This is a genomic window from Pseudoalteromonas sp. SG44-17 (assembly GCF_014164235.1).
Lineage (GTDB): Bacteria > Pseudomonadota > Gammaproteobacteria > Enterobacterales > Alteromonadaceae > Pseudoalteromonas > Pseudoalteromonas rhizosphaerae.
The window spans coordinates 1-12,566 of the sequence record NZ_JACJEV010000039.1 but is presented as its reverse complement, the minus strand read 5'-3'; the positions used below and the strand labels follow the sequence as shown (position 1 = coordinate 12,566).

Here is a 12,566-nt window from a genome sequence, read left to right as displayed (position 1 = left end):
TTATTTCACTTGTTATTATTTAAGAGGGAGAACGACTCTCCCTCTTATTTTTACGTTACTTCGATGAATCTAAAAAACTAATATCAGTGTAATCGATAACTTCACCATCAATATACTCTACAGAAATACCATTTGTGATCTCTGTTACTGTACCAAACTTCATCATCGCACCTGCGAAGTTAGCATTTACGCTACCCATAAAGTCCTCACCCTCTTCTGCCATCAAAGATAGTGTATAGCCAATACTATTATGTAACTCGATATCAACGGCATAATTATCATTTTCATTTGCCCAATCAACAGATAACATCGCAGTGAAATCAATATCACCTGTAACACCTGTTGCGCTGATCATGCCAAGCTCTGTTACATCTGCGCCAGATATGCTTAATGTACCAATAAATCCTGAATCACCGTCAACTATTTCAACACGACTCCAGCCATCTACTGATAACACATTTCCATCAACAGCCGTATCGCTTGAAACTTCCTCTTCAAAGTTAATTACTAAACAAGAATCTGATAGATCTTTAGGAATAGTCCCACTGTTAGCGTCGATACAATTCTGTAAAGCCTCACCCATATCATCAAGTGTTTCAATACTAACTTTTGCACCATCAACTGTTTCAATCATACCGCCAAACGCAAATACAATTGCTTTATTATTGATAGAACCATTAACGTTGATCTTATCGCCATTTTCACTATTAACAAGATTTAGCTCTAATGCATCTTTATCAAAGCTATACGTCCAATTAGGATATCGTGTAGAAACAACACCAGTGGCTTCATCTCCTAAGTCCCAAGCTTCTGTTAGCACATCATAAATAACTTCGGCAGTATCAAATAATGCCCGACCGCCTGTTTTCGTTACCAAAGTTGCATTTCGAATACTCTCAGTGCCTGCTTTAACATCAACTAATACTGTAAATGTTGCAATTGCTGCTTGGGCATCAGATTCAAGTGAGGTTGCACTGCTCAAAGCAGTATCTGCTTCGTTGCTAACGCTTGTGGCTAATGTAGCACTGAGTTTAGCTTCTGCAGATAAATTTGTAGCAATCTCTTTATCACTCGCTTCAGCGGCAATATCCATTAATGCAGCAGCAGCAACCTCAGCTTGTACTGCCGCATTAGCGAGTTCGGCTGCTTTTGCACTAGTCGCTGTAGCCACGGTAATTGCAGCTTGAGCGGATGACAAAGCAAGTTCTGCATTAGCTTTGTTGTCAATCGCTGCAGCGGCAACTGCAATCATAGCTGTTGCTAAATCACTTTGCGCAATCATTGCCGCAGAATCAGCAGCATCTAGGTTATTGCTTGCGATAGTCACATTGCTTTTTGCAACGTCGATATCGATGCCTAATGCAGTCACAGCCTCATTAGAGCGAACCACCTCAGCATCAATCCCCGTAATTAAAGTTGAAACCGCTGCGAGTTGGGTTGCAACAGCGCTACTTAACGAGTTTGCTTTATCAACTAATTGTTGATATTGCTCACCTAAACTTGCGGCGGTTGTTGCAATCCCTTGTGTTGAAGCAAGTGCAGCAGAAAGCTCTACTTGTAACTGGCTATATTCCGCCTTGCTCCCTGATAACGTAAACACATCAGCACTGTAAGCCAAAACCTGCTCGGTTGTTTCTAAACCAGCATCACCCAACGTTTTCACTTTTGTCAATTCAGCAGTACCAACAGCGATTGAGTCGGTAGACGTAGTTAATGCAGCAGTAGTTGCAGTAACTTGTAATTCTAACTCAGCCGCTACTTTAGCTGTTAGATCATCACCAGCATCACAGTTATCTTCACAGCCAATTTTCTCTAATGCTTTTTTAACTTCTTTTGCGGTTTCTTTTAAATCTTTATCAAGCCCTTTATCTTTTGCTTTTGCTTGCACATCTTCAACAGCTTTGGTGGCTTTATTTTTGAATTTTGCAATTTCATCAGGATCGGTAATACCTAAGTTTTCAGCAACTTTAGCAAATGCTTCATCAATACCTTCACCTGTAACTACTGCGGCAAAAATAAGGCTGGTATTCTCAACTGCTTTTTGTAACTCAGCTGCAATCTTCTGGACAATTTCATTGTCACTGTTGCTTACTTTGCCTTCTTTAACAGCTGCAGATAGACTTGCAATCAGGTCTTTTAATGAGCCATTGGCACCCGCCCCCGCGACAGACTGCAATGAAACGGCAGTTTGAACTAATGCCAAAGTACCTGCATCCAGTGAATCACCTTCGCCAATATCACTGAAATCAACCGCACCACCAAGAGAAATATCACCAAGTAAAGAAGCGGCTTTAATTGCTGTATCAGGCCCTAATACTTGAATTAATGTTTTTAAACTTGCCGCTGCAACTGCTTCATCTGAGACTGCTGAACCATCTTTAGCACCGTCTAACAACATTTTTGCTGCGATACTCGTATATAAAGTCACATTAGCAAAGTACTGCTGCACACCAGTACCATCACCCTCCGCGAAATTAATACCACGAGCACTTGCTGGTGCTGGTGAAGCTTTAATAAACTTAACAACTTGTAATTCAAGATCATCTTTGTACCATTCGCCAAAATCAATCGCGGCATCGCCATTATTGATCATCCCAGCGACTTCAGATGCTGCTGGGGTTTCATCATAGCTGCCACAACCGGTAAATGAATCACACTTGACCATGCTGTCATCTTCTTTCGACGTACTCACCGTAATATAAAGCGGACCCGAAAAGCCGTCTTCTAGATAAATATTATAGGCACCACTGGTTGACGTCATTGTCTCTGTTGGATTAGCTGCCGCAACCAATGCCAATGCTTTGGCATCAGCGTCTGCTTGTGAAGTTGTCGATTCTGCAGTATAGCTTGCATCAGATGCAGCCTCTAAACGATAAGCTACTGGGACAGATTCCCCCGCATCATCAACAGTAGATACTGTCACTTTGGCATTTTTTAACGCGCCTTTTACAGCTTTCCCCGATACTTGGGTATTAAAATTAGTGCTGACTTCGCCTTTGTATACTGTAACTGGTTCAGGCTTGTTATAGTTATTATCATTTTCTGAGCCACAACCGGTCAGGCCGAGAGTCAATGCAACCGAGGCTGCAATTGGGGTAAATTTAATTATTCTTTTCGCCATGAAAATCTCCTAGGGTGCTTGTTAGCAAATAGCATTACTGAAATCGTAGCCTATATTAATATCAACAGTCATTTAAGTTAAAATTATGTATAAAACCGTATCAAATTAACGTAATTAACCACATTATTATTACATGTTATCAACTTACCACCAATATATGACAATTTATAAAAAAATGTAATTTTAATTACACCTGTAAATATGCATCTAACTAGCACTGCCATTTTTAACACAAGTTAAAAGAAATAAAATAAAAAACATTTAAAAACAAAGAATTAAAAAAACACTGTTTTTTTTTGAAACTCATTGAGGGACTAACTTTAGGGGAAATATCAACCAAAGAATACAATTTGACGCAATGCTGTTTACATTTTTTCACATAAATATGGATGTAAAAGTGGCCTGACTGCCACTTTTAGTTTTATTTCACTAATTAATTGACCTCAGGTACTCGGACAACGCCTTCCATTAGCACACGAGCACTGCGACTCATACTGGCCTTGGTAACCTGCCACTTACCGTTTTGAAGTATCGCTTGCGCGCCTACAGTTAATGTACCTGACGGATGACCAAAGTTAACTTCGCTCAACTGACCGCCACCAGCTGCAAGATTAACGAGCGATCCTGCTATCGCAGCTGCGGTGCCGATTGCAACAGCGGCAGTACCCATCATGGCATGATGAAGTTTCCCCATCGACATGGCACGTACCAGTAGGTTGATATTATCACTGTGAATTTCTTTACCGCTTGAAGCTAGATATGTCATCGGTTTATTAATAAATGCCACTTTTGGTGTATGTTGACGCGCTGCCGCCTCACTAATATGAGCGATCAAGCCCATTTTAACTGCCCCATGCGCTCTAATAGACTCAAGCTTAGCTAATGCTTGTTCGTCATTATTTATATCATCTTGAAGTTCAGTGCCGGTATAGCCGATATCTGCTGCATTAACAAAAATAGTAGGGATACCCGCGTTGATCATAGTGGCTCTAAGTACACCAAACTCAGGGACTGCTAGTTCATCTACCACATTGCCTGTTGGAAATAGCGCACCATCGCCATCCGCTGGATCAATGAACTCTAATTTCACCTCAGCGGCGGGAAATGTCACCCCGTCGAGTTCAAAGTCACCCGTTTCTTGTACTTCACCGTTGGTCATTGGCACATGCACTAAAATGCTTTTTTTAATATTAGCTTGCCAAACTCGCACTATAGCCATACCGTTTTCTGGAATACGGCTAGCATCAACAAGACCATTACTAATTGCAAATGCGCCAACTGCAGAGGTTAAATTGCCGCAGTTCCCGCTCCAATCAACAAACGCTTTATCAATAGCAACTTGGCCAAATAAGTAATCAACATCGTGATCAGCTTGCTCACTTTTACTTAAAATAACGGTTTTACTGGTACTAGAAGTAGCCCCCCCCATACCATCGGTTTGTTTGCCATATGGATCTGGGCTACCAATCACTCGCAGCAATAAATTATCTCGCCCAGAACCTGCCACTTGTGCAGCCTCTGGTAAATCGCTGAGATTAAAGAATACCCCTTTACTAGTGCCACCGCGCATGTAGGTGGCAGGTACTTTAATTTGTGGTTTAAATGTCATGACTGTTTTCCTTATACACTTTGCGTGGCTTCTAAAAAGTCTTGAGCAAAGCGTTGTAATACACCACCTGCAGCATAAATGGATAGTTCTTCTTGAGTATCAATACGGCACTTTGTTGGCACATTTAATACTTCACCATCAGTGCGGGTAATCGTTAAATTAACGCTCGCACCTGGTGTTAATTCACCAGTTACATCGTAACTTTCACTACCATCTAGCTTAAGCGTTTTACGGGTAGTGCCCGCTTTAAATTCCAGCGGTAATACACCCATACCAATTAAGTTAGTACGGTGTATGCGCTCAAAACCTTCTGCAGCAATAACTTCAACGCCTGCTAAACGCACGCCTTTGGCTGCCCAATCACGAGAAGAACCTTGGCCATAGTCAGCTCCTGCAACAATAATTAATGGTTGTTTGCGCTGCATATAGGTTTCGATTGCTTCCCACATCCGAGTAACTGTGCCCTCAGGCTCAATACGGGCATATGAGCCTTGTTTCACTTCGCCATTTTCAATCACCATTTCATTAAGTAATTTAGGATTAGCAAAGGTTGCACGTTGCGCAGTTAAATGGTCGCCGCGGTGCGTTGCGTACGAGTTAAAGTCTTCTTCTGGCACACCCATATGCGTTAAGTACTCACCTGCTGCACTACTGGCCATAATTGCATTTGACGGTGATAAATGATCAGTTGTGATGTTATCGCCAAGTACCGCTAATGCGCGCATACCTTTCATGGTACGCTCACCAGCGAGTGCGCCTTCCCAATATGGCGGGCGGCGAATATAAGTACTTTGTGGGCGCCAATCGTAAAGTGGGTCGTTATCTTCACCGTAATCAACGGTTAAATTAAACATCGGCTCGTAAACCTTCTTATACTGCTCAGGTTTTACGCTTTGTTTAATCACTGCGTCAATCTCTTCATCTGATGGCCAAATATCTTTTAAGGTTACATCATTGCCCTGCTGGTCTTGTCCGAGTACGTCTTTTTCAATATCAAAACGAATAGTTCCTGCAATAGCATAGGCAACTACTAATGGCGGAGACGCTAAAAATGCTTGCTTAGCGTATGGGTGAATACGGCCATCAAAATTACGATTACCAGAGAGCACAGCCGTGGCGTATAGGTCGCGATCAATCACTTCTTGTTGAATAACGGGATCAAGCGCACCACTCATACCGTTGCACGTAGTGCACGCAAAGCCAACAATACCAAAACCAAGTTGCTCTAATTCTGACAGTAATTTTGCATCTTCAAGATACGATTGCACTGTTTTTGAACCCGGTGCTAATGAGGTTTTAACCCATGGCTTGCGAGTTAAGCCCTTCGCATTTGCATTACGCGCAATAAGACCAGCTGCTATGACGTTACGTGGATTACTGGTATTCGTACAACTAGTGATAGCAGCAATAATACAGGCACCGTCCGGCATTAAACCGTCTTCATTTTCAACAACCCCAGAGATCCCCTGCGCTGCCAAATCACTGGTTGAAACACGGCGATGCGGATTTGACGGTCCAGCAATATTGCGGCCAACGCTTGATAGATCAAATTTTAATACCCGATCGTACTGCGCTGTTTTTAGGCTGTCGCTCCACAGACCGGTAGTTTTTGCGTAATTTTCAACTAAGGCAATTTGCTCTTCTTCACGTCCTGTTAGGCGTAAGTAATCAATGGTCATCTGGTCGATATAAAACATCGCTGCGGTGGCACCAAATTCTGGTGTCATATTTGAGATAGTAGCGCGATCGCCTAATGTCAATGCATCTGCGCCTTCACCATAAAACTCTAAATAGCTTGATACGACACGCTGGCCACGTAAAAACTCAGTGATCGCAAGCACGATATCCGTTGCTGTAATACCCGGTTGACGTTTGCCACTGAGTTCAACACCAATAATATCAGGCAAACGCATATAAGAGGCGCGGCCAAGCATCACGCTTTCGGCTTCAAGGCCGCCAACACCTACTGCAATGACACCTAACGCATCAACATGCGGTGTGTGGCTATCAGTACCGACTAAGGTATCAGGAAAAGCAATCCCATCGCGGCTTTGGATCACCGGCGACATTTTCTCAAGGTTGATTTGATGCATAATGCCGTTACCAGGTGGGATCACATCAATATTTTTAAACGCAGTTTTAGTCCAATTAATAAAGTGGAAACGGTCATCGTTACGTCTATCTTCAATAGCGCGGTTTTTTTCAAAAGCATCAGGATCAAACCCTGCGTATTCAACGGCTAATGAGTGATCAACAATCAGCTGTGTTGGTACTACTGGGTTAACTTTAGCTGGATCGCCGCCTTTGGCTGCAATGGCATCACGCAAGCCAGCTAAATCAACCAGCGCTGTTTGTCCCAAAATATCGTGACAGACTACGCGCGCGGGATACCAAGGGAAATCTAAATCTTGTTTGCGTTCGATAAGCTGCGACAGTGCTGCGGTTAGCATTTGCGGCTCACAGCGGCGTACTAAATTCTCTGCTAAAACACGTGATGTATAGGGTAAGGCTGCGTACGCACCAGCCTTAATTTCATCAATTGCAGCTTGGGTGTCAAAATAATCGACATTAGAGTTAGGTAAGGGTTTTCTGTATTTAGTATTGTTTATGATAGTCATTACAAGACTCGCTAATTTGGTGACGGTGGTCGCACACGTATAGCGTGTTTAAGGGATGTATGAAAAAAGAGGCCTTAAAAACTATGCGCTAGTGGCAATGTGCAAAAAATAAAAGGTGAGCGTATTTTCGCCCACCTTTAATAGTCTTAACGTGATTCGATTGGCGTATAACTACGCGCTTCTGGCCCAGTGTAATCTGCACTTGGGCGAATAATACGGTTATTAGCGCGTTGCTCTTTTACGTGTGCGGTCCAGCCTGTTACACGGCTCATAACAAAAATAGGGGTGAATAACTTAGTTGGAATGCCCATAAAGTGATACGCCGATGCATGGAAAAAGTCTGCGTTACAAAATAACTTCTTCTCACGCCACATAATTTCTTCACAGCGCACTGATACTGGATAAAGTACCTCGTCGCCTAGCTCTGCAGCGAGTTTTTCAGACCACTTTTTAATGATCACATTACGTGGATCTGATTCGCGATAGATTGCGTGACCAAAGCCCATAATTTTATCTTTACGCTCCAGCATGCCCATGATTTCTTGCTCTGCATGGTCTGCATCTTTAAAGCCTTCAATCATATCCATTGCCGCTTCATTCGCGCCGCCATGTAATGGGCCACGTAACGTGCCAATGGCACCTGTTACACAAGAGTGAATGTCAGATAATGTCGATGCACAAACGCGACCAGTAAAGGTTGAGGCATTAAATTCATGCTCTGCATATAAAATCAGCGATACATTCATCACTTGAGCAAATAACTCTGATGGCGCTTTATCATGTAGTAGCGTTAAAAAATGCGCGCCAACTGAGTCATCATCAGTTTGTGTTTCAATACGCACACCGTCGTGAGTAAAACGATACCAGTAACAAATAATGCTTGGGAATACCGCAACCATACGGTCAATGGCATCATTAGCCTGACTAAAGTCATGCTCCATTTCAAGGTTACCTAGCATAGAGCAACCTGTACGCATGACATCCATTGGGTGCGCGTCTTTTGGAATGTTTTCAAGTACAGTTTTCAGTGCCGGTGGTAAACCACGTAAACTTTTTAGTTTAGCTTTGTATTCGCTAAGCTCTGCAGAGGTCGGTAATTCACCGCGCGAAAGTAGGAAAGATACTTCTTCAAACTGCGCTTTTTCAGCAAGCTCTGCAATGTCGTAACCACAATACGTTAAGCCTGAACCGGTTTGCCCTACTGTACAAAGTGCTGTTTGGCCTGCTACTTGTCCGCGAAGTCCTGCGCCGCCTAATGCTTTATCTACCATGATATGTCTCCTGTTGAATTTATTATTATTTATCAGATTTTGCTGAAAAAAGGTTATCGAGTGTATTTTCATACGAGTGATAATCTAAAAAGTCATAAAGCTCAGCACGTGTTTGCATATTTTCAATTTGGCTCTGTTGAGAGCCTTCATTTAAAATTGCTGAATAGACGTTAAGTGCCGCTTTATTCATTGCTCTGAACGCGCTGAGTGGGTAAAGCACCATTTCTACGCCTACATCACTAAGTTGCTCTTTAGTATAAATTGGCGTTTGGCCAAACTCAGTAATGTTAGCCAAAATAGGCACATTAATCGCTTTGGTAAAGGCTTGATAGTCGGCAAGATCGTGTACGGCTTCTGCAAAAATCGCATCGGCGCCAGCTTCAACACAGGCTGCTGCACGTTCAATCGCCGCATTTAAGCCTTCTTTTTGAAACGCATCAGTACGCGCCATAATGTAAAAGTCACTGTCAGTTTTAGCATCAACAGCTGCTTTAATACGGTCAACCATCTCGCTTTGCGAGACAATTTCTTTATTCGGGCGATGGCCGCACCGCTTTTGCGCTACTTGGTCTTCAATATGAAACCCCGCCGCGCCGGCTTTGGTCATCTCTTTGACTGTGCGAGCAATATTAAATGCTCCACCCCAACCAGTATCGGCATCAACAAGTAATGGTAAATCGCTGGCACCTGTGATGCGGCGAATATCTTCCAAAACATTATCAAGACTGGTCATCCCCAAATCAGGCATACCAAATGAAGCATTCGCGACACCTGCACCTGAAAGGTAAATTGCTTGATGACCCATTTTTTCAGCCATCATCGCCGTGTAAGCGTTGATTGTGCCGACGACTTGTAATGGATGATTATTGGCAATCGCCTGTTTAAATTTTAATCCTGCTGACATTACATTCTCCTAACTTTGAACGGGGTTGCTTTATGACAACTTATATTTTTTAATGGTTTAATATGACGTTTTTACTGCTCCGCGCGCTCATTTTGCGCGGCATGTAAATTAAACTTCGTTTGTATATTGGCTTGCGATGCACTGATATGGCGCTTCATCAATAACTCAGCTAATTCCCCATCATGGTTTTCAATCGCATTAATAATGGCTAAGTGCTCATCAAACGCTTTTGATACGCGAGGCCCAACCATGCCCATTTGCACACGATACATACGAATTAACTGATAAAGTCCGTTACTCAATAAGTGAATAAGGTGGTCGTTTTTACTGCCTTTAATAATGCGATAATGAAAATCCAGATCGCCGGCTTCTTGATAGTAAGACTCACCCTCTTTTACACGTTGTGTTTTCAGATGCTGATTAAGTAATTGCTTTAAACTTTGTACTTCATCCGGTGCCATATTGTCGGCAGCTAAACGACACGCTAAACCTTCAAGCGCACTGCGAACTTGATATACTTCTATTAAACGTTCAGCTGTAAGTGCCACAACACGACAACCCACATTCGCTTTACGCTCAACTAAATAACAACTTTCAAGGCGGTTAAGCGCTTCACGAAGCGTTGCACGGCTTACACCATAACGCTTTGCCAGTTCTGGCTCGGATATCTTGCTACCTTGAACAATACTGCCTTCGACAATTTCTCGACGCATATCCACAAATACCTGATCTGAGGCGGTAGTAATAGGTGTTTCACTAAAAGCATCTTGCGTCATTGTTCACCTTCTAAGATTGTCGACAATTTACGGATACACTATGGTCTTTAGCTGTAAATGTGTCAACCCTAAATCAGTAAAAACTGCGTTTAAAAACGGCTATTGTCGACATAAGTATAATAAATAATGTTTAAAAACACTTAAAACACACATTTATGCACCAAGTGTCGACAGGTTTGTATACTTTAAAAGATTATTTAAGGCACTGCTCTGAGCCACTAATAATGCTAGAATACAACTTTAAAATTCTCTGTGAGCACTGCCTTGGACGCCAATACCTATATTCCCCAGCATTTTATAGATGACGTAAAGACCTATTTACCAGCACACCTAACATTGGATGACTTTCTCAATGCCTGTCGCAGACCGCTTCGTAAATCTGTACGTGTCAATACGCTTAAAATGTCGGTTGAGGATTTTCAGCAGTATGCCCTTGATAGAGGCTGGACATTAAGCCCAATCCCATGGTGTAGCGAAGGTTTTTGGTTAGAGCGCAGTGAACATGAAGAGCAAGCTCTGGCACTGGGTAACACGGATCTACATTTAAGTGGCGCTATGTATGTACAAGAAGCCAGTTCGATGCTGCCACCAATAGCACTCAAAGACGCATTAACTGATGCAACTCATGTGCTCGACATGGCATCCGCTCCTGGCTCTAAAACTTCACAATTAGCAGCATTAATGAATAATCACGGGGTATTGGTTGCCAATGAATTGTCGTCATCTCGTTTAAAAGTACTCAGCGCAACCTTAAAGCGTATGGGAGTTGGCAATTGTGCATTGTCGCATTTTGATGGGGCTATTTTTGGCGATTATATGTATGAATGCTTTGACAGTATTTTACTCGATGCCCCATGCTCTGGCGAAGGTACGGTTCGAAAAGATGCTGATGCCTTAAAGAATTGGTCGATTGAGTCAAACATTGATATTGCCAAAGTGCAAAAAAACTTAATAAAAAGCGCTTTCTATGCATTAAAACCAGGCGGTACATTAGTCTATTCAACCTGTACTTTAACCCCGCTCGAAAATCAGCAAGTGTGCGAATATCTTCTCACTGAGTTTGCAGAGCATCTTGAAATACAACCATTAGATCATTTGTTTGCAGGTGCAGAGCGAGCCACAACCAGCGAAGGCTATTTGCATGTCTGGCCGCAAACATTCGACAGCGAAGGCTTTTTTATTGCTAAGTTTAAAAAGCTTGCTAGCTGCGATAATCCAAATCAAAAAGTAAAAAAAGGTGCATTCCCTTTTCAGCCGTTTGACAAAAAATCCAGCCAAGCATTTTACACTGAGCTAAAAAAACAATTTGACCTGACATCACTCAGCGGCTCACTAATGCAGCGCGATAAAGAACTGTGGCTATTCCCTGAACAGTTTGCCGCCATTGAAAACAAAATAAAATACGCGCGACTTGGTATCCACCTCGGCATGATCCACAAAAATGGGGTGCGTCTTAACCACGAATTTGCCACCGTATTTGGTGGCCAATGTAAGGCTAATGTAATTGCACTAAGTAACGAGCAGGCCAATGACTACTTTCAAGGTAAAGATATTCGTTTAAGCGAGCCTAGCAACGCACTTGGCGAAGTGGTTTTAACCCTTTGTGGCTGTCCGATAGGGCTTGGAAAATGGCAAAAAAATAAAATTAAAAACTCCTTACCTCGAGATTTAGTACAAAACACTCAACTGATCAGCTGGTGATAATAATAAGGTGTGGATAAGTTGGCAACAACCAATGTATAAAATTTAAGCTTTGCGCTTCGTTTTAAGACAAACAGTTGTTTTATAAGCAGTATAAAAAATCATCATTTATTGGGTTTTTTTACATATGTTAACTACACTTAATATTACTTTCTACTTCTCCCTTAATGAACTTAGAAGGTGTTTTTAAAGTTAGCGCAGGCTCATTAGAGCCATCCCCTAAGCCCAGAACAATGCGGATTCGTTCTGGGCGTTTTTTTGTCTATGAATAAGCTATCGTCTTGAAATTTATTCAGTCACTTAGGTAATCATTGCTTTATTACACATAACTTGTTTCTATATATAGACTAGGCGTGTTGGCCTTTGTGGATGGAAATTTGTTCAATCTAGGGGCGATTTAATCGCGGCGCGAGGTTTGTAACCTAGTGGGCTAAGTAAAAACCGAGCAAAGCTTCCGCGTCCTGCTCACGCCCCTTACTTACATCCATGTCATAGGTAAGATCTTAAGAAATTGAGTTGAAGCTCAATTCATGATCAAATGGTTGTTACCACACAAACCACAGAAT

The 12,566-nt window shown here is 42.3% G+C and carries 7 protein-coding genes; 1 reads left to right on the top strand and 6 read right to left on the bottom strand.

Features of this window, described 5'->3' with window-relative positions; all coding sequences use genetic code 11:
- Nucleotides 1-55 precede the first annotated feature (55 nt).
- The 6 genes from H5182_RS19305 to H5182_RS19280 form a co-directional block, all read right to left on the bottom strand.
- Nucleotides 56-3,121: a hypothetical protein gene (locus H5182_RS19305; protein ID WP_182760464.1), complete on the bottom strand. Its 3,066-nt coding sequence runs from the start codon at nt 3,119-3,121 to the stop codon at nt 56-58.
- A gap of 433 nt (nt 3,122-3,554) precedes the next feature.
- Nucleotides 3,555-4,730 carry a 2-methylaconitate cis-trans isomerase PrpF gene (prpF, locus tag H5182_RS19300; RefSeq protein WP_145233606.1) on the bottom strand — a complete coding sequence of 392 codons (1,176 nt, stop codon included), beginning with the start codon at nt 4,728-4,730 and terminating at the stop codon, nt 3,555-3,557.
- Between the two features lie 11 nt (nt 4,731-4,741).
- A complete protein-coding gene (acnD, locus tag H5182_RS19295; protein ID WP_182734856.1) occupies nt 4,742-7,348 on the bottom strand; it encodes a Fe/S-dependent 2-methylisocitrate dehydratase AcnD in 2,607 nt (868 codons plus the stop codon).
- A gap of 146 nt (nt 7,349-7,494) precedes the next feature.
- Nucleotides 7,495-8,619, bottom strand: a complete 1,125-nt coding sequence (prpC, locus tag H5182_RS19290) for a 2-methylcitrate synthase (protein WP_145233600.1) — start codon at nt 8,617-8,619, stop codon at nt 7,495-7,497.
- A gap of 25 nt (nt 8,620-8,644) precedes the next feature.
- Nucleotides 8,645-9,523 carry a methylisocitrate lyase gene (gene prpB, locus H5182_RS19285; protein ID WP_145233598.1) on the bottom strand — a complete coding sequence of 293 codons (879 nt, stop codon included), beginning with the start codon at nt 9,521-9,523 and terminating at the stop codon, nt 8,645-8,647.
- A 71-nt stretch (nt 9,524-9,594) separates the two neighbouring features.
- Nucleotides 9,595-10,299, bottom strand: a complete 705-nt coding sequence (locus tag H5182_RS19280) for a GntR family transcriptional regulator (RefSeq protein ID WP_145233596.1) — start codon at nt 10,297-10,299, stop codon at nt 9,595-9,597.
- 264 nt (nt 10,300-10,563) lie between these two features.
- Here H5182_RS19280 and rsmF point away from each other — a divergent pair, with 264 nt between their 5' ends.
- Complete coding sequence (gene rsmF, locus H5182_RS19275) at nt 10,564-12,000, top strand: 16S rRNA (cytosine(1407)-C(5))-methyltransferase RsmF (RefSeq protein WP_145234083.1); 1,437 nt, start codon at nt 10,564-10,566, stop codon at nt 11,998-12,000.
- Nucleotides 12,001-12,566: the final 566 nt, after the last annotated feature.

Excerpts from the sequence above, each read along its gene's own strand:
- acnD (WP_182734856.1), bottom strand. The coding sequence starts at position 7,348 with ATGACTATCATAAACAATACTAAATACAGAAAACCCTTACCTAACTCT.
- prpB (WP_145233598.1), bottom strand. The coding sequence starts at position 9,523 with ATGTCAGCAGGATTAAAATTTAAACAGGCGATTGCCAATAATCATCCA.
- prpC (WP_145233600.1), bottom strand. The coding sequence starts at position 8,619 with ATGGTAGATAAAGCATTAGGCGGCGCAGGACTTCGCGGACAAGTAGCA.
- prpF (WP_145233606.1), bottom strand. The coding sequence starts at position 4,730 with ATGACATTTAAACCACAAATTAAAGTACCTGCCACCTACATGCGCGGT.
- H5182_RS19305 (WP_182760464.1), bottom strand. The coding sequence starts at position 3,121 with ATGGCGAAAAGAATAATTAAATTTACCCCAATTGCAGCCTCGGTTGCA.
- H5182_RS19280 (WP_145233596.1), bottom strand. The coding sequence starts at position 10,299 with ATGACGCAAGATGCTTTTAGTGAAACACCTATTACTACCGCCTCAGAT.